Annotated in this window: 13 protein-coding genes and 1 other RNA gene; 7 read left to right on the top strand and 7 right to left on the bottom strand. The window is 30.9% G+C overall.

From position 1 onward, the window contains the following. Positions 1 to 2: 2 nt before the first annotated feature. Together rimK and Q0049_RS05180 are read right to left on the bottom strand one after the other, a co-directional pair. A complete protein-coding gene (gene rimK, locus Q0049_RS05185) occupies positions 3 to 1,373 on the bottom strand; it encodes a 30S ribosomal protein S6--L-glutamate ligase (protein WP_298117306.1) in 1,371 nt (456 codons plus the stop codon). Positions 1,374 to 1,467: 94 nt separating this feature from the next. Further along, positions 1,468 to 4,011, bottom strand: coding sequence for an ATP-dependent Clp protease ATP-binding subunit (locus Q0049_RS05180; protein WP_298117304.1), 2,544 nt, complete (start codon positions 4,009 to 4,011; stop codon positions 1,468 to 1,470). 261 nt (positions 4,012 to 4,272) lie between these two features. On the opposite strand from Q0049_RS05180, the gene gyrA reads away from it, so the two are divergent. After that, positions 4,273 to 6,876: a DNA gyrase subunit A gene (gene gyrA, locus Q0049_RS05175; RefSeq protein ID WP_298117302.1), complete on the top strand. Its 2,604-nt coding sequence runs from the start codon at positions 4,273 to 4,275 to the stop codon at positions 6,874 to 6,876. Between the two features lie 101 nt (positions 6,877 to 6,977). Beyond that, positions 6,978 to 8,288, top strand: a complete 1,311-nt coding sequence (locus tag Q0049_RS05170) for a tetratricopeptide repeat protein (protein ID WP_298117300.1) — start codon at positions 6,978 to 6,980, stop codon at positions 8,286 to 8,288. Between the two features lie 55 nt (positions 8,289 to 8,343). Here Q0049_RS05170 and Q0049_RS05165 read toward each other — a convergent pair whose 3' ends face one another. The 3 genes from Q0049_RS05165 to Q0049_RS05155 form a co-directional block, all read right to left on the bottom strand. Continuing rightward, positions 8,344 to 8,955: a hypothetical protein gene (locus Q0049_RS05165; RefSeq protein ID WP_298117299.1), complete on the bottom strand. Its 612-nt coding sequence runs from the start codon at positions 8,953 to 8,955 to the stop codon at positions 8,344 to 8,346. A gap of 119 nt (positions 8,956 to 9,074) precedes the next feature. Next, entirely contained in the window at positions 9,075 to 10,157 is a 1,083-nt protein-coding gene (dnaX, locus tag Q0049_RS05160; protein ID WP_298117297.1) for a DNA polymerase III subunit gamma/tau, read from the bottom strand. 76 nt (positions 10,158 to 10,233) lie between these two features. Next, positions 10,234 to 10,869, bottom strand: coding sequence for a hypothetical protein (locus Q0049_RS05155; protein WP_298117295.1), 636 nt, complete (start codon positions 10,867 to 10,869; stop codon positions 10,234 to 10,236). Positions 10,870 to 10,969: 100 nt separating this feature from the next. On the opposite strand from Q0049_RS05155, the gene rnpB reads away from it, so the two are divergent. Together rnpB and Q0049_RS05145 are read left to right on the top strand one after the other, a co-directional pair. After that, positions 10,970 to 11,298: RNase P RNA component class A (rnpB, locus tag Q0049_RS05150), an RNA gene on the top strand. A gap of 86 nt (positions 11,299 to 11,384) precedes the next feature. Then, positions 11,385 to 13,463 carry a TonB-dependent receptor gene (locus Q0049_RS05145; RefSeq protein WP_298117292.1) on the top strand — a complete coding sequence of 693 codons (2,079 nt, stop codon included), beginning with the start codon at positions 11,385 to 11,387 and terminating at the stop codon, positions 13,461 to 13,463. A 3-nt stretch (positions 13,464 to 13,466) separates the two neighbouring features. On the opposite strand, the gene rsmD is transcribed toward Q0049_RS05145, so the two are convergent. Both rsmD and Q0049_RS05135 read right to left on the bottom strand, forming a co-directional pair. Further along, positions 13,467 to 14,039: a 16S rRNA (guanine(966)-N(2))-methyltransferase RsmD gene (gene rsmD / locus Q0049_RS05140; RefSeq protein ID WP_298117290.1), complete on the bottom strand. Its 573-nt coding sequence runs from the start codon at positions 14,037 to 14,039 to the stop codon at positions 13,467 to 13,469. After that, on the bottom strand, positions 14,036 to 14,836 hold the full coding sequence (locus Q0049_RS05135) for a DUF3822 family protein (RefSeq protein ID WP_298117288.1): 801 nt from the start codon (positions 14,834 to 14,836) through the stop codon (positions 14,036 to 14,038). Before Q0049_RS05135 ends, rsmD begins: the two co-directional genes overlap by 4 nt. 567 nt (positions 14,837 to 15,403) lie before the next feature. Here Q0049_RS05135 and Q0049_RS05130 point away from each other — a divergent pair. The 3 genes from Q0049_RS05130 (at position 15,404) to Q0049_RS05120 (ending at position 19,891) form a co-directional block, all read left to right on the top strand. Then, positions 15,404 to 16,828 carry an AAA family ATPase gene (locus Q0049_RS05130; protein ID WP_298117287.1) on the top strand — a complete coding sequence of 475 codons (1,425 nt, stop codon included), beginning with the start codon at positions 15,404 to 15,406 and terminating at the stop codon, positions 16,826 to 16,828. 66 nt (positions 16,829 to 16,894) lie between these two features. Beyond that, positions 16,895 to 19,186 carry a restriction endonuclease gene (locus Q0049_RS05125; RefSeq protein ID WP_298117285.1) on the top strand — a complete coding sequence of 764 codons (2,292 nt, stop codon included), beginning with the start codon at positions 16,895 to 16,897 and terminating at the stop codon, positions 19,184 to 19,186. A 123-nt stretch (positions 19,187 to 19,309) separates the two neighbouring features. Beyond that, positions 19,310 to 19,891 carry a Crp/Fnr family transcriptional regulator gene (locus tag Q0049_RS05120; protein WP_298117283.1) on the top strand — a complete coding sequence of 194 codons (582 nt, stop codon included), beginning with the start codon at positions 19,310 to 19,312 and terminating at the stop codon, positions 19,889 to 19,891. The last annotated feature ends 108 nt before the right edge of the window (positions 19,892 to 19,999 follow it).

Raw genomic sequence — 19,999 nt, 5'->3', positions numbered from 1 at the left:
AATCACTTTTTCTTAATATTATTTTCAATCGCTTTAATCATCTCACCAGCAATGTCTTTATTAGTTGCTCCTTCAATTCCTTCTAATCCTGGCGATGAATTTACTTCTAATAAAAGTGGTCCTTTTGTAGAACGAATGATGTCAACTCCCGCAACTCTTAAGTCCATAGCTTTTGCTGCTTTTATAGCAATTCGTTTTTCATCGGCTGTTGGTTTCACAATTGAAGCAGTTCCTCCCATGTGAATGTTGGCTCTGAATTCTCCCGGAGCAGCTTCACGTTGAATCGATGCAACTACTTTTCCATCAACAACAAATAATCGCAAATCTTTTCCGTTAGCTTCTTTGATAAATTCTTGAACTAAAATATTGGCATTTAAGCTCTTAAATGCATTAATTACTGATTCTGCAGCTTTTTTTGTTTCGGCTAAAACAACTCCTTTTCCCTGTGTTCCTTCTAATAATTTCACAATTAATGGCGAACCACCAACCATTTTTATCAAATCGTCTGTATCTAAAGGTGAATTGGCAAATCCTGTAGTTGGAATATCGACACCATTTCTGAGTAATAATTGCAATGAAAATAATTTATCACGCGATTGTGTTATGGCAGCAGCCGAATTCAAACAATAAACTTTCATTGCTTCGAATTGTCTCGTTAAAGCACAACCATAAAACGTAATACTTGGGCGAATTCGTGGAATTACAGCATCAAAATTATCTAATACTTTTCCACCACGATAATGAATTTCGGGTTGGTCGGCATCGAGTTTCATGTAACATTCTTTGATGTTTAGAAAATGCATTTCATGACCACGCATTTCACCAGCTTCCATTATTCGTTTGTTGCTGTATAATTCGGGATTACTTGCTAATAAACCAATTCGTAAACCGGATTTATTTGCAATTGAATTCACATACAAATCTTTTAAATTTTCTGTAGTAGTTTGGCCTAACAGATATTTTTGTTCTGGATCAACTAGAATTCTTCCGCTCATGGCTTCACGACCAAGAAGCATTCGAAATCCCATAGAATCTCGATTGGTTAAAGTCATTTCGATTTTCCAAGAGTCATTTCCAAGTTTGATTTCGGTTTGAATTACATAACGTTGTTCACGAAAACCACTCGAACTTTTTACAACACGTTTGTCTATTAGAATTGCCTCACAATGAATAACTGTTTTGAGATTATTTTGAATAGGATTGATGTCAAATTTTACCCAGTTGATTCCATCTTTTACGAAAGGTGCAATGTTTATGGCATGTAAAGCAGAAGTTTTTGCACCCGAATCGACACGTGCTTTTATTGCAGGAATTCCTAATTCTGGAAAAGAACACCATTCTTCAGAACCTAAAATGATTTTGTTTTGTTGCATTTGATTAAAAAATTAAGCCACGAATTACAGGAATTTTCACTAATTATTTAGAGTAATTCAAGTATTTCGTGGCTGAAATATTGATGATTAAATTTTAACTTGTTGGTTCTTCTTTCTTTTGAACTTTTACGTTTAATTCGTCAGCACCATCTTCGATATCCATAAAAATTTCGTCACCTGCATTGATTTTTGAAGTAATAATTTCTTCGGCAAGCGTATCTTCAACATATTTTTGAATAGCTCTTTTTAAAGGTCTTGCGCCAAATTGTTTATCAAATCCTTTTTCAGCGATGTAAGCTTTTGCTTTGTCAGATAATGTTAATGTATAACCTAAATCTGCAATTCTTAAATATAATTTTTTCAATTCGATTTCGATGATTTTGTCAATATCATGTTTTTCTAATGAATTAAATACAATTACATCGTCGATTCTGTTTAAGAATTCAGGCGCAAATGTTTTTTTCAAAGCATTTTCGATAATTCCTTTAGAATGGTCGTCCGCTTGAGCTACTTTGGCAGCAGTTCCGAAACCAACACCTTGACCAAAATCTTTCAATTGACGCGCACCAACGTTAGAAGTCATGATGATAATTGTATTTTTAAAATCAATTTTTCTTCCTAAACTATCAGTTAAATAACCGTCATCTAAAACTTGTAACATCATATTGAAAACATCTGGATGTGCTTTTTCAATTTCATCAAGCAATACAACACAATATGGTTTTCTTCTCACTTTTTCGGTTAATTGTCCACCTTCTTCATATCCAACGTATCCTGGAGGTGCACCAATTAAACGAGAAATAGCAAATTTCTCCATGTATTCACTCATATCAATACGAATTAACGCATCTTCAGAATCAAATAGTTCTTTTGCTAAAACTTTTGCTAATTGTGTTTTTCCAACTCCTGTCGAACCTAAGAAAATAAATGAACCAATAGGACGATTTGGATCTTTCAATCCAGCTCGATTTCTTTGAATGGAACGAGCAATTTTCAATACAGCTTCGTTTTGTCCAATTACCTTACCTTGAAGTAGTTCAGGTAGATTAGCTAGTTTATTACTTTCAGTTTGAGCAATTCTATTTACTGGAATTCCTGTCATCATCGAAACCACATCGGCAACATTATCTTCTGTAACTTGAATGCGATTATTTTTAGAATCTTCTTCCCATTGTTCTTGAGCAATAGCAAGTTCTTTTTCTAGTTTCTTTTCGTCATCACGAAGTTTGGCTGCTTCTTCATATTTCTGTCTTTTTACAACAGAATTTTTAAGCTCACGAACTTCTTCCAATTGACGTTCTAAATCCAAAATTTGTTTTGGAACATCAATATTTGTAATATGAACTCTTGAACCCGCTTCGTCTAATGCATCAATTGCTTTGTCTGGTAAAAAACGTTCTGACATATATCTGTCTGTAAGTTTTACACACGCTTCAATTGCTTCGTCAGTGTAAGTTACATTGTGATGGTCTTCGTATTTATTTTTGATGTTATTTAAAATAGTAATGGTTTCCACAACCGAAGTTGGTTCTACAATTACTTTTTGGAAACGTCTTTCTAAAGCACCATCTTTTTCAATGTATTGTCTGTATTCATCAAGTGTTGTGGCTCCAATACATTGTATTTCACCTCTTGCTAAGGCAGGTTTGAACATGTTAGAAGCATCAAGCGAACCTGTTGCTCCACCAGCACCAACAATGGTGTGAATTTCGTCAATAAACAGAATGATGTCGTCGTTTTTCTCCAACTCATTCATTACAGCTTTCATTCGCTCTTCAAATTGTCCACGGTATTTTGTTCCGGCAACTAAACTTGCTAAATCTAAAGTTACAACTCTTTTATTGAAAAGGATTCTCGAAACTTTCTTTTGGATAATTCTCAAGGCTAAACCTTCAGCAATAGCCGATTTACCAACTCCAGGTTCACCTATTAATAAAGGATTGTTTTTCTTTCTTCTGCTTAAAATTTGGGAAACTCTTTCAATTTCTTTTTCGCGACCTACTACAGGGTCAAGTTTTCCTTCTTCTGCCATTTCTGTTAAATCACGTCCAAAGTTATCCAAAACAGGAGTTTTAGATTTCTTATTGGATTTATTGGCAGGTGTATTAAAACTGTCGCCTTTCATACTGTCATCTTGACCTGAATCTTCATTGAACGATTCGTTTCTTGGTAAATTTTCTAAAAAATCTTCGTCTTTTGGTGTCATATCTAAATATTGTTCTTTTGCTATTTCATAATCGATTTTCATCTTATTCAATAGCTTTGTTGTGGGATCATTTTCGTTTCTCAATATACATAACAATAAATGTGCCGTGCTAATTGAGGTGCTTTGAAAAACTTTAGCTTCAAGAAAAGTAGTCTTTAAAGCGCGTTCTGCTTGTCTTGTTAAGTGCAAGTTTTTCTTTTCTATGCTGGTTTCTGCATTAGGATTTGGCGGACTTAAAACTTCTACTTTACGTCGTAAATGCTCTAAATCTACAGAAAGACTATTCAAAATATTGATTGCCTTTCCGTTTCCATCTCTCAAAATCCCCAGCATAAGGTGTTCAGTACCAATAAAGTCGTGGCCTAAACGTAATGCTTCTTCCTTACTGTAGGTAATAACATCTTTAACTCTTGGAGAAAAATTATCATCCATATTTATATAGTATTATTGAGGTAAATTTAGTGAATTACTTGAATTATTACAAATATCATTCCGAGGAAAACACTTGTCAGTAAATTGACAAAAAAATATTTGAATAAAATACTAACAATTTGCTAATTTATTAACCATTTTATTAGTCAATTTTGTTAATAAATCATTGAAATTAGTCTTTGAAAATACTTTTAAAAATAGCAAAAAGATGTATATTGCACGTTTGAATTCTAAATTAATTTATTTTAAAAATTTATAAATATGTCTGACGGAGAAAAGTTAATTCCTATTAACATTGAAGACGAAATGAAGTCAGCTTACATCGATTATTCGATGTCAGTTATTGTTTCTAGAGCATTGCCAGATGTGCGTGATGGTTTGAAACCAGTACACAGAAGAGTACTTTATGGAATGTATGATTTAGGAGTTTTTTCTAATAGAGCTCACAAAAAATCCGCAAGAATTGTTGGAGAAGTTTTAGGTAAGTACCATCCACATGGAGATACTTCGGTATATGATGCAATGGTGCGTATGGCGCAAGAATGGAGTTTACGTTATTTATTAATTGATGGTCAGGGTAATTTTGGTTCTGTTGATGGTGATAGTCCTGCTGCAATGCGTTATACTGAAGCAAGAATGAAAAAAATGTCGGAAGACATTATGGCAGATATTGACAAAGAAACCGTTGATTTCAAATTGAACTTTGACGATACTTTATATGAGCCAACTGTTATGCCAACCCGTGTTCCTAATTTATTAATAAATGGAGCATCAGGAATTGCAGTAGGTATGGCTACAAATATGGCACCTCATAATTTATCTGAAGTTATTGACGGAACATTAGCTTATATTGATAATGAAGAAATAGAAGTTGATGAATTAATGAACCATATTAAAGCACCAGATTTTCCAACTGGTGGTGTAATTTATGGTTATGAAGGCGTTCGTGAAGCTTTCAAAACAGGAAGAGGTAGAATAGTAATGCGTGCTAAAGTTGGCTTTGAAGAAGTTGACGGAAGAGAATCGATTATTGTTACCGAAATTCCATACCAAGTTAACAAAGCTGAAATGATTAAGAAAACAGCGGACTTGGTTAATGAGAAAAAAATTGAAGGTATTGCTAACATACGTGATGAATCGGATAGAAATGGTATGCGTATCGTTTATATTTTAAAACGTGATGCTGTTGCTAATGTAGTTTTAAATACCTTATATAAATACACGCAATTACAATCTTCATTCAGTGTAAATAATATTGCATTAGTAAAAGGAAGACCTCAAATGTTGAATCTGAAAGAATTGATTCATTATTTTGTGGAACATCGTCATGATGTTGTAGTTAGAAGAACACAATTTGAATTAAGAAAAGCTGAAGAAAGAGCTCACATTTTAGAAGGTTTAATCATTGCTTCTGACAATATTGATGAAGTAATTGCATTAATTCGTGCTTCTAAAGATGGAGAAGAAGCAAGAGCTAAATTAATAGAAAGATTTAGTTTATCAGATATTCAAGCTCGTGCGATTGTTGAAATGCGTTTAAGACAATTAACAGGTCTTGAGCAAGATAAACTTCGTGCAGAGTATGAAGAAATCATGAAATTAATCAACCACTTGAAAGAATTATTAGCTAGCAAAGAAATGCGTATGGCTTTGATTAAAGAGGAGTTGGTTGAAATTAAAGATAAATATGGTGATGAGCGTCGTTCAACAATTGAATATGCTGGTGGTGATGTTAGTATTGAAGATTTAATTGCAGATGAAAATGTGGTAATTACTATTTCGCATGCTGGCTACATTAAACGTACATCTTTAACAGAATACAAAACTCAAAATAGAGGTGGAGTTGGACAAAAAAGTGCTGGAACAAGAGATCAAGATTTCTTAGAACATTTATTTGTTGCAACTAATCACAATTATTTATTGATTTTTACACAAAAAGGAAAATGTTATTGGATGCGTGTTTACGAAATTCCAGAAGGAAATAAACAAAGTAAAGGTCGTGCACTTCAAAACCTTATCAACATTGAAAGTGATGATAAAGTAAAAGCATTTATTTGTACACAAGATTTAAAAAATCCTGAATATATTAAAGAGCATTACATCATCATGGCTACTAAAAAAGGTCAGGTGAAGAAAACATCTTTAGAGAAATATTCTAAACCAAGAGTTAATGGTGTAGCTGCAATCACAATTAAGGAAGACGATGAATTATTAGGAGCAGAGTTAACTAACGGAAGAAGTCAAGTTTTAATTGCTGTTAAATCTGGTAAATTAGTTCGTTTTGAAGAAGCTAAAACTCGTCCAATGGGTAGAACAGCTTCTGGAGTTCGTGGAATTACATTAAGAGACGACCAAGATGAAGTAATCGGAATGGTTTCTGTTGATGAAAATAACATTAATGAGACTCAATTATTAGTAGTTACAGAGAATGGTTATGGAAAAAGAACCAAACTTGAAGACGAAGGAGAAGCTGTTTATAGAATAACCAATCGTGGTGGAAAAGGTGTGAAAACATTAAACATTACTGAAAAAACGGGTGCATTAGTTTCGATTAATACAGTAACAGATGCTGATGATTTAATGATTATCAATAAATCTGGATTAACAATCAGAATGGATGTTTCTACATTAAGAGTTATGGGTAGAGCTACGCAAGGAGTTCGATTGATTAACTTAAAAGGAAGCGATTCAATTGCAGCTGTAACTAAAGTTATGAAAGATGAAGAAGAAGAAGCTGTGGCAATTGACGGTGAAGAATTAGAAATCGATCCAAATGCTGTTATTGAAGATGATGCAGATGATGACGATGTTGTAGAAAATCAAGATGAAGAAGGTGATGACGCTGATGATGATTCTGAAGAATAAATTTTAAAATAAAATAAATGCAAAAGCTGTGTTTCCTGATACATTTATTTGGTGGCATAGCTTTTGTTAATTAACACAAAAAACAATTAAATAATATCATTATGAAAATTAAACAAATAATAATTGCTAGTACATTATTAGTTTCTGTTGCTTCTTTCTCCCAAAAGGATGAGTTGAAAGCGTTAAAAAAAATCTATGCTAAAGAAATTCCAAGTGCATCTGATATTGCTGATTATAAATCAAATTTAAATAAATTAGAACCGCTAGCAACAGAAGAAAGTGACAAAATTTATACAAATTTTTACAAATGTATGCTTCCAATAATGGAAATTTCTTCTTTAGGTCCAGCAGCCACTCCTGCTCAGATGATGAAATTTGTTAATGCAAAATCAATTTCTGATTTGGCAACAGGTTTAAATGCAACTTTAGATTTTGAGAAAAAAACCGGAAAAAAAGTTTACACTGATGATATTAATGAAACTATCGCTTCTTTTAAGCCTGAAATGTTGAATTATGCAGTAGCATTAGGAAATCAAAAAAAATATAAAGAATCATCAGAAGTTTTATATGCAATTTACCAATTGGATAAAAAAGATCAAGAAAACTTATATTATGCTGCAGGTTATGCTGTCAATGGTGAAGATTTTGATAGTGCTTTAAAATATTATAAAGAATTAAAAACAATCAATTATTCTGGTGAGAAAACTTTATACACTGCAAAAAATATAGCAACTGGTGAGGTTGAAACTTATGATGATAAAAATGTAAGAGATAGTTTTATAAGACTTAAAACGCATAATAATCCAAAAGAAGAAAAAATTCCATCAAAAAGAGGAGAAATCTATAAAAATATTGCTTTAATTTTATTACAACAAAATAAAACTGATGAAGCAAAAGCTGCTATCAGTGAAGCTAGAAAAGACAATCCAAATGATACTTCTTTAATTCTAACAGAAGCAGATTTGTATTATAAACTTAATGATTTTGCAAAATATAAAGAGTTAGTTGGTCAAGCACTAGCTGCAAATCCGAATGATGTAGATTTGATTTTTAATCTTGGTGTGGTTTCAACAGAAACTAAACAATATGATGAAGCAGAAAAATATTATAATAAAGTAATTCAGTTAAAACCTGATTATGTAAATGCTTATTTGAATTTGTCTGATTTAAAATTAAAACCTGATGGGAAAATTGTTGAAGAAATGAATAAATTAGGTACAAGTGCAGCAGATTTGAAAAAATATGACAATTTAAAAGCGGAAAGAGTAAAATTATTTAATAGCGCTTTACCATTATTAGAAAAAGCTATTGAATTAGATCCTCAAAATGAAGTTGTTAAATCTAATTTATTGACTGTTTATAATTTCTTAGAATTAACGGATAAGTACAAAGCATTAAAAGCTAAAAATTAATTTTAGTAAATGTTTTAAATAAAAAAATCGCTTTGAAAAAAGCGATTTTTTTATGTTATAAATCCAAGTCAAACGTCTTTTTTAATAACTCTAAATTTGGATTGATTTCATTCAATCGATTGAATTTATCTTGTGGTGTAAACGCATTTTTAACTTTCACTTCTTCATTCACAACAACTTCAATTGTAATGTCATGATTGTGTAAATGTCCTCTTAAATATCCCAATAGTTCTGGTTTAGCTTTGTCAAAATCAATTTTAGAACCTTCATTCGGAAGTTCATAAACAATGATAGTGCCATCAAGTTTAGGATCACTAATTCTTAGTAATGACTCCATGATTTTTGCACCTTTATCACCTAATCGGTCAGCAAATTTATACCAAAGTTCAAGCATTTCGGTTTCTGTAAAAGCTTCACTAGGCAAATGCTCTTCCACTTTTACAACACCTTTTTGAGCTTCCATCAACTCTTTTTTCGCACGAATACTTGATAAAGATAAAGCAGAAACGTTATTAGTTGCAGGTTGCAGGTTTTGGGTTTCAGGTTTTAAATCAATTTCAGGTTTTGGAGCTTCAGGAACAATTTCTAAATTTGTCTTTTTATTAGAATTATCATCTTCCACCTTCTGACTTCCATCTTCGATCTTCTGGCTTCCATCTTCGGTCATCTGGCTTCCATCTTCTGTCTTCTGACTTCTAACTTCAGTCTTCTGACTTCCATCTTCAATCTTCTGACTTCCAACTTCCGTTATAGAATAACTATTGTTTCTGTAATAAGTCGGTGGAATTATAAAGTCAACTTTTTTTTTTCTCCATCAAAATCGATAGAGCAAAGTTGCATTAAAGTTAGTTCAACTAACAAACGTTGGTTTTGAGAAACCTTGTATTTTAAATCACAATCGTTGGCAATTTCAATCGCTTTTAAAAGAAAATCCGATTGACATTTATGTGCTTGTTGACCATAAAGTTGTTGCGCTTGCTCACCAGCTTCTAATAAAACTAAAGTTGCCGGATTTTTGCAAACCAATAAATCTCTAAAATGCGAAGCCAATCCAGATACAAAATGATGTCCGTCAAAACCTTTTGATAAAATATCATTATAGGCAATCAAGATACTTGGAATATTGTTTTCCAAAATCAAATCGGTTACTTTAATATACGTTTCAAAATCAAGTATATTAAGATTTTCAGTTACAGCTTGACGTGTCAAATTGTTGCCACAATACGAAACAACTCTATCAAAAATCGATAAAGCATCACGCATCGCACCATCAGCTTTTTGAGCAATAATGTGTAAAGCGTCGTCTTCAAATTGAACTCCTTGACTTGTAGCTACTTCTGCCAAATGTTCTTTAGCATCTTTAACTGTAATTCTTTTAAAGTCAAAAATCTGACAACGAGATAATATCGTCGGAATAATTTTGTGTTTTTCTGTAGTCGCTAAAATAAAAATAGCATGTTTTGGCGGTTCTTCTAATGTTTTCAAAAACGCATTAAAAGCGGCAGATGACAACATGTGAACCTCATCAATAATATAAACTTTATATTGTCCTGTTTGTGGCGGTATTCTAACTTGATCAATTAAATTTCGAATATCATCAACTGAATTGTTTGAAGCTGCATCCAATTCGAAAACATTAAAAGCAAAATCTTCATTTGGATCATCATAACCTGGTTGGTTAATTTTTCGAGCCAAAATTCTCGCACAAGTAGTTTTTCCAACACCTCTTGGACCAGTAAATAATAGGGCAGAGGCCAAATGATTAGTTTCTATAGCATTCAACAAAGTATTCGTAATAGCTTGCTGACCAACAACGTCTTTAAACGTTTGTGGACGATACTTACGAGCTGATACTACAAATTGTTCCATAGAATTTTATTGGATTACAAATATAGATTTAAAAAAATCAATTTCAAAAATCAAAAGCAATAACAATCAAAAAAAATCAAACTCTTTTTCGGTTAATTACCATTATTAAACTTAAAAATAAAATTGCATTAACTATTACAGATACAATTACTATTTTTTGATAGAAACTACTTTGTGAATTTTCAGAAATTGTATTCTGATTTTGTTTGTATTGTCTTAGTTTTTCTAATTGGTATATGAAGGATTGTAAAGATTTATTTTGATTTTCTAAATTAAATAAACTCATTTCAATTTCATTTTTAGATATAATTTTTCCTTTAGAATCAAATTTAAATGGAATTGGAGGAAATCCAGGTCCAAAATTTTGTGATTGAGTAGGAGAGCATGCGCTTAATCCAATTAATGTTTTATCAGAATTGAAGTTGCCATATACAATCCACAATCCTTTTTCATTAGGAAATAAATCACAACTTGAGCCTTCAGCATTTCCATTAATAATTTTTGATGCTACTTTACCTTTAAAGATTTCATAGATTTTAAAGCTATATGTCATTTTTAGGGTATCATATTTTATCAATTCACCATAAAAAATAATATCTGCTTTTTTGAAACCAATATTGACTTTTTCTTTAATAGAATACTCGACACATTTACAAGCCAAACAATTATTAATTCCAAATAAAACCAATAATAGAAAAAATCTAATTTTCATATAAATAATTTTAATAAAAGTACAGAATTAAATCAAATATTGAATTATATACATATTTAAAATCGTATGTCTAAAATCTAATATTAAGTTCTACCTTTGCACTGCAGACCGCCTTATCGACTCGTCTTTTGGGACGAGTAGGAAAGTCCGGACACCAAAGAGTAGCATATTGGGTAACGCCCAACCGTTGAAAGACGAGGACAAGTGCAACAGAAAGTATGTACAGTTCGGCTGTAGTGAAACCAGGTAAACTCTATGCGGTGAAATTTCAAGTATATCGACTCCCGAAATTTCGGGATAAAAAGGATTACTCGTCCGTTGTCGAAGGGTAGAAAGATTGATCTCGTTGGTAACAACGCGACTAGATAAATGATAAGGTATCGTCTTTTGGGACGAGAACAGAATCCGGCTTACAGGTCTGCTTTTTTTTATAATAATTTGCATTAACCTTGCATTAACTCTCAATTAACTTTCGTAGAAAAATATTCAATCAAATTTGCATTAAAATAAATGTTATGCAAAAGATTCTTATTTTGATTAGTATATTGATTGTTCAATTTTTATTCTCTCAAGAAAAACCTAAAGTTATAGAAGAAGTTAAAATTGTAAAAGAAGTTAAAACATTCACCAACAAGAACGGAAACATAAAAATTGATGTTGCCAATTCCATTTTTAATTCAGTTCCCAATATGGTTGATTTGTTAGCAAAACTTCCTAAAATCCAAATTAGTCCAGATAAAGAATCTATCACAGTAATCGGAAAAGGAACTCCAATTATATATATCGACAATCAAATTGTTACTATGAATGATTTGAATTCGTTGTCAGTTGATGATATCAAATCGATTGAAATCATTAACAATCCATCGTCAAAATATGAAGCCAATGGAAGAGTTGTACTATTGATAACCCGAAAACTAAGTAAGAAAGAAGGTTTCAAAGTAACTATTTCTGAAACTGCTTCTTTTCAAAAAAAGTTCAATAATTATTTCGGAATTAACTCGAGTTTTAAAAAGAAAAAGTTAGAATTCAAAACCAATTTCAATTACAATCAAATCAAAGTTTGGGAAGGCAATGGAAATAATTTTACGATTCCAAACTACGATATTGTTTCAAATTATAATGTTATAGCAATTACTAAGCGACCACAATTTATTTTTGGTGGAGGCATTTTTTACAAAATAAATGAAGATGATTATTTTTCGTTAAATGCCAACAGACGTGCACAAAAAGATATTTTTGACATTGTTACGAATACTTATAATCAGCAACAAACGACTATTAATAATATTAATACTTTGAATACAAATGATGAATTTAGAAACTTTACTAATGTGTTTTTGAACTACAATCATAAGATAAAAAGTATTGACGGACAATTATTTACAGGATTTCAAATCTCAAATTTTAATCAAGAAATTGATAGCGAGATATTTAATAATTTCAACGATACTAGTTTTGAATTATCTCAAAACAGATTTCAAAAGATAAAAATTAATGTTTATTCGGTACGTTTCGATTTTGAAAAAGAGTTTAAAAATAAAATGAAATTTGAGATGGGTGTTCTTTTTCTAAAAGCTAATCCAACAACCGATTTTGAAGTTAATACCATAAATCCAAGTTCAAATTTATCTTCAAATTATAATTATAAAGAAACTAATAATGCGGCATATACCAATTTATCTGGAACAATAAAGAAAGTAAATTATTCAATCGGATTAAGAGTTGAAAATACTATTGCAAAAGGGAAAAATTCTTCTGAAAGTAATTTGGTAATCGATAAAAATTACACGAATTTTTTTCCAAAACTTGAAATTGAAACCCCAATTGACAGCACCAATACAATGACTTTTAATTATGCTAAAAGTATTTCAAGACCTAATTTTTCCACAGCAAGCCAACTTTCAACGTATATCAATCCGTATCTTGTTTGGAATAACAACATCAACATAAATCCAACAATTACCGATGAAGTTTCACTTGCTTATCAATTTAAAGACAAATCGGTAAAACTGAGTTATTACGATATAAAAGATCCAGTTTATTATGCATCATCTTACAATAATTCGCAAAATTTACTAACATTTCAGACAAAAAATTTCGAAAAAGAATCAGGTTTTAATCTAGAATTTACAATTCCGTTTAAATATAAAATTTGGACATCTACCAATACAATTAATGGAATAATCAACACCATTGAAGATAAAGTATCGGTTGTAAATCCATCAAAACCGTATTTATATTTTTATTCTAACAACATTTTTCGACTTCCAAAAGCTATAGAATTATCCTTAACAAGTTGGGGAATAACACAACGAACTGAAGGAGTTTTTGAAAGAAACGGATTAATTACATTCGACATGGCAGTTTCAAAAACTCTTTTCAAGAATTTAAGTTGCACGCTGAGTTATAACGATATTTTCAGAAAAGTAAAGTTCAATGAAAATTTCAGCAGTAATAATGTGATATCAAAAGGAGTTTTTTACACCGATTTGCATTTGGTATCAATAGCAATGCGATATTCCTTTGGAAAAATAAAAGATCAAGAATTTAAAGAAAGAGCAATAGATGAAAACTCAAGTAGAATTCGTTAAGAATTATTCTTCCTCACTATCATCTTCCTCATCATCAACCTCAAACTCATAAAAAGAAAACACCGAACCACCATAATTCTTCTGAAAAGAAAAGTGCATCATGTGATTCAATTTGGTATGCTTCGAATGTTCCATTATCATCATGCCTTCTTCGTCTAACAATTCGTTTTCAAAAACCAATTCGATTAATTTTTCAAATTCTTTTTGCTCAATTCCATAAGGTGGATCGGCAAAAATAATATCATAACTTCCTTTGTGTTTTTCTAAAAATTTGAAAACATCGCTTTTAATGGCAGTGATATTCAAATCAAATTCTTTGGCCGTTTTCTTAATGAAATTCACGCAACCCATGTCACCATCGATACACGTAATGTTGTCACAACCACGCGAACCAAATTCGTAACTAATATTACCAGTTCCAGCAAATAAATCCAAAACCTTCAATCCCGAAAAATTGAAATGATTATTTAGTACATTAAACAAAGCTTCCTTACTCATATCAGTCGTTGGGCGAACCGGTAAGTTTTTTGGAGCTGTAATGCGTCTTCCTTTGTATTTTCCAGAAATGATTCTCACGAGTGAAGTAGTATAAAGTGTTCGCGGTTTTCTTTTTCCGTGAAGTTATTGGTAAAATCAGAAACATCAAATAATGAAATATTTCTAATGTATTTGTAGGCAATTTGATAAAAAGCATCCGTTTCAACAATCGCTCCAAGGAATTCCAATTTGAAATTCTCAGGATTTAACTGCAATTGTTCGGCAGTAAAAAGAATGTAGTAAATAAAATCCTCAGGTGTTTTGTATTCAAACGAATTAAACAAATGCAACTTCTGATTCTGAACCACAATAATTTCAAAATGACTTTCACTTACGTGAACAAACATCTTGCGTTCCTCATTATTCTTAGATAAATCCAACAATTTTGAAACCAAAATACTATTCGCATGTTTGTATTCAAACGAACCATATTGATCAATAAAAAAGTTATTCATATTCACATACGGAATGTAAACATTGTTCATTTCATATTTATCTAAGGCGTCAAAAGTGAAAAAATCGGTTTCAAAAACCTTAGTGTTGTATTGTAAATAACTTCCTAAAAACTCCTCATCAAACAAAGCTGTTGGTACAAAAGTCGACAAATTATTACTGTGAAGAATCTCAATTTCATCATATTTATGACTCAATTCAGGATGTTCTCTAAAAACCGAAGCAAACAAATCTTCAATCTTTGCACTACGCTGAAAACTGTCAAAATGAATGTTATGCAACACCACAGGTTTACCACTCAAAGTATCAAATACACAAAACGACAACCCATTCAAAGAAACTTGAATAGCTAGTTTTTTATAAGTTTTGTCCGTAATACTCATTTTGAAAATCCATTTTTATCACCGCAAACTTACAATTTTTATTTTTAAGGAGCGAATGGTTTGGGCATTTCTACAAACCTTATTCCTGCTTTTCATTCCAATCTTTTTTACACCTGACAGGTTTCAAAACCTGTCAGGTGTAAAAAAGGATTTCCATTACAATCAGGGCTAAACAGCCATCCATTTCACAAAATCAGATTTCCAAAGCTCAATTTCAATAAGTTGTCACACTGAGCTTGTCGAAGTGCTATAAAAAAAAAAGTCTTCGACAAGCTCAGACTGACATTTAGATTCTAATTGTATTCATTTTTGCTATCAAATAATATTTTCAAAACAACTATATAAAAATCCGCGACAATCTGTATCAATCCGTTTCATCCGCGTTCCAACATTCTATGAAACCTATCCAAAAGCGAAGCGCCTTTACCACAAAAAATCTATGTTTCTATGTGGTTATAAAAACATCGCTCTTGAGTTTTCTTCTTCTTTCATTAATGGTAAAAAAATAATAAATTCCTTGCGAACTTTGCGTAAAACTTTGCGTACTTTGCGGTTAAATAATTACAAGTGGCAACCAAAAACTTCTATTCCATTCTATCCCAAAAATTTCCGTTTAATCCCACGATTAAACAAGATGCTTTCTTTCAAAAAATTGCCGTTTTCATCACCAATGTTAACAACGACAGCATTTTTGTACTAAAAGGATATGCAGGAACAGGAAAAACCACCGTAATTTCTACCATTGTAAACAACCTAATCGAAGTTAATAAAAAATACGTTTTATTGGCGCCAACAGGTCGTGCTGCCAAAGTAATTGCCAATTATTCCAACAAACCAGCATTTACAATTCATAAGAAAATTTATTTTCCGAAGAAGTCGAGTGGTGGCGGAGTGGCTTTTACAATGCAACAAAACAAACACAAAAACACCATTTTTATAGTCGATGAAGCGTCAATGATTTCTGATGTTGCCGCAGAAAGCAAAATGTACGAAAACGGAAGTTTGCTCGACGATTTAATCTCCTACATCTATAGTGGTGAAAATTGCAAAATGATTCTACTTGGCGACACAGCACAGCTTCCGCCAGTGAATTTAGATATTTCACCAGCTTTAAACACCGATACTTTAGAACTAAATTACGACAAAAAAGTAGATTGGATTGAACTCGACGAAGTAATGCGTCAAGAACTAAACTCCGGAATTCTTTACAATGCTACCGAATTACGTGAATTATTGAAAGACAGTTTCATCACCGAATTCAAGTTCAAGTTACGAGGTTTCAAAGACATTGTTCGCCTAACTGATGGTTACGATATTCAAGACGCAATCAATCAAGCTTACAGTAATTATTCTATTGAAGATACGGCGTTTATTGTGCGTTCCAACAAAAGAGCGAACCAATACAACGAACAAATTAGAACCAAAATCCTTGACAAAGAAAGCGATTTATCTACAGGCGATTTCTTAATGGTCGTGAAGAACAATTATTTTTGGCTGAAAGAAAAAGACGAAGCCGGTTTCATTGCCAATGGCGACATCATCGAAGTGTTGGAAATTTATAGTTTCAAAGAATTATACGGATTCAAATTTGCCAAAGTCAAAATTCGAATGGTCGATTATCCCAACCAAATTCCTTTTGAAACCGTTTTGATTTTAGATACCATAAAAAGCGAATCACCATCATTAACCTACGAGCAATCCAACCAATTGTATGAAGAAGTGATGAAAGATTACGAACACCTAACAACCAAATACGCCAAATTCCAAAAAGTAAAGGAAAACGAATACTTCAACGGATTGCAAGTAAAATTCTCTTACGCCATAACGTGCCACAAAAGCCAAGGCGGACAATGGAACACCGTTTTCATAGAACAACCGTATTTACCAGAAGGCATCGACAGAGATTACATTCGTTGGCTCTACACAGCAATTACAAGAGCCAAAGATAGATTATATTTGATTGGGTTTAAGGACGAGAGTTTTTTGGAGTAGATTGAGGGAAATTGTTATATTGGTGAATTGAAAAAATCGAATTATAAAATGAAATACTGATTTAATATGGATTATGACTTTTCAAAACTTAACGACAGAGAGTTTGAATCTTTGGGAGCTTCAATCATTGGAAAAATTTTAAAGAAAAGAGTTGAAACTTTTAAAGTTGGTATCGATGGAGGCGTTGATGGTAGATTTTGGATTGGAAATGATAAAGAAGGAATAATTCAATGTAAACATTATACGGAAACTCCTTATAGTAAACTGATTTCTAAATTAAAATCTGAAGAAATTGTAAAGGTTAACAAACTTAAACCTAATAAATATATTTTTATTACTTCTAAAAAACTTTCAAGAATAAATAAACAAGAAATAAAAGCAATATTCCATCCTTATATTAAAAGAGAAGATGATGTATTTGGTTATCAAGATTTAGCAGATTTCTTATCAAAGAAAGAAAATCAAGATATAGTTGAGCAGAATTTTAAATTATGGATAACAAGTACTTCTGTATTAGATTTAATTTACAATAATGCAATTAAAGGAAGAAGCGAAAGTACTATTCGTGAAATTGAAGAAAACTCTTATAAGTATGCTATCACTGAAAACCACAAAAAAGGATTAAAAATACTAGAAGAGAGTAATGTTATAATAATGACAGGAGAACCAGGTATTGGTAAAACTACATTAGCAGATAATTTATCTCTTTATTACACAGCAAAAGGATATGAATTTTGTGATATTGAGGAGAATTTAAACGAAGCTGAAAGTATATTCAGAGAAAAAGAAAAAAAGAAAATTTTATTTTACTGTGATGATTTTTTAGGAAGTAATTTATATGATGCTATTAATAATAAAAGAGATTCTCATATAGTTAAATTTATTAATAGAGTAAATAAGGATAAATCTAAAAAATTCATACTTACGTCAAGAACAAATATTTTAAATAAGGCATATAGTCTTAGTCATAAATTTCAGAATGGTAAAATTAGGGATAATGAGTTTTTACTTAAAGTTGAAAATTTAACAAAAATTGATAAAGCTCAAATTTTATATAACCATATATATCATTCTAACTTGGATAAAGATTACATTGATGAAATATATCTTAATAAAAAGTATATGTTGATAATTAATCATCGAAATTTCAATCCTCGAATTATTGAATTTATAACTGATGGTATAAGAATTGGAGACACAACTCCAAGTGATTATTGGTCTTATATAAAAAAAAATTTAGATGAACCTGAATATATTTGGGCTGATTATTTTCAAAATCAGACAGATGATTGTGTAAGAGCACTAACTTTTTTAACTGTTTATAATAATGGTAAAATTACTGAAGAATTATTAAGACGTTCATATAATACATTTCTTAGAATTCATCCAGTAAATTTAGGCGAATACTCAGATAAAAGTTTTGAGGCGGTTAGAAAATTAGCCATAAAATCTCTTTTGAATAGAAATCAAGTAAGCGAAAATAATTTTGAATATGTACTATTTAATCCATCCATTGCAGATTTTGTTCTTAAATCTTATTCTCAGGAGATTGAATTGATAACAAATATTTTAAAATCATTAGAAACAGAGAGTTCTATTAGCTTTTTGAATACTTTAATTTTATTTAAAAAAATTAATAAAAAATGTTCATTGACAATTCATGAAAATTTATTTGATTATTTCTTTGAAAGTAAAATTAGAGAGGAGGATTGGGATTTTTTAATATCACTAATTTATATTGATTTCTTCAATGAACGTTTAAATATTAGAATTGAACAATTTTTAAAAACTTTAATTAATGCTAAAAATCCTTGCGGAAATAAATTATCAGAACTTTTAATGATACTTAAAGAGTTTGAACCAAGAATAGAAATTAACAATTATGAATTTTTATACAATTATGTTGAGAATTATTTAGATGATGACACATTAAAACAGCTTTTAAACTTTATTGATGAATTTGATATTAATGATTCAATAATTTTATCTCAAGTTGAGGAACACATGGAAAACTATCTGAATGAAATGTTAAGCAATAACGACTTAGATATTGATTATAGTAAATATATTAATCATTATCAATATCCAGATGGTAATTTAGATTATGTTTTTGATACAAAAGGAATTGAATCAGATATAAATGAAAGTTTAAATTCTTTTTTAGATGGGTTTAATGAGTCAGTAATAGAAAAAATTGGATTTAACACAAATCAAATTATTTCTAAACTTGACGTTGAAAGTATGGCTATGGATTATCTTGAAAGTCAAGTTCCTGATTTTGATGATGAAACTGGAACAGATTATTATACAAATTCATCTTCACAAGATGATATTGATGCTATTTTTGAACGCACTTAAATAAGATTTTACTAGTACAACAATTCTTCCCACAAATACCTCTACAAACATCTCCCAACTTTGCGGATTTTTTTATACTTTTGGATTTATCCAATTAACTCAAATCTTCAAAGATTGTATTAAATGCACGATAAATTAATAGCTTACATAAACCAACACATTTCTTCCAATTTAACAACCGAAGAAGAAGAGTTGGTTAAAACGTTTTTCAAATACAAGAAAATTAGAAAAAAACAATATTTTTTGCAAGAAGGCGAAGTTTGTAAAAATGTTGGCTTTGTTGTAAGCGGCGCAATGCGTCTCTATAGTGTTGACGATAAAGGAATGGAGCATATTGCACAATTGTATATTGAAAATTATTGGGCAGGCGATCGTGAAAGTTCTATCACTTTGCAACCTTCAGTTTATAATATTGATGCTTGGGAAGATACTGAACTTCTCATTATTTCTAGGACAGAAATGCTAGATTTAACAGAAAAAATTCCAGCTTTATCGCAAATGTTACGATTGATGGATGAACGAAATGCCATAGCAAATCAAAGACGTTTAAAATCAACCATCAGCAATACAGCAGAAAAACGTTATGAAGAATTTGCAGAACATCATCCACAATTCATTCAACGTTTTCCACAACACATCATTGCATCATTTTTAGGAATTACGAAAGAAACTTTAAGCAGAATTAAAAAGCAATCTTTAAAATAATAATTTTTTAAACTAATATAAACCGTTGATAAATGTCAACGGTTTTTTTTATCATTTGTCATCGAATTTTGGTTAGTTCTTGAAGCAAATTTGCATAATAAAATTATA

Source organism: Flavobacterium sp. (assembly GCF_027484205.1).
Taxonomy (GTDB): domain Bacteria; phylum Bacteroidota; class Bacteroidia; order Flavobacteriales; family Flavobacteriaceae; genus Flavobacterium.
The sequence above is the reverse complement of the archived record's forward strand: the minus strand, read 5'-3'. Positions and strand labels throughout refer to the sequence as shown.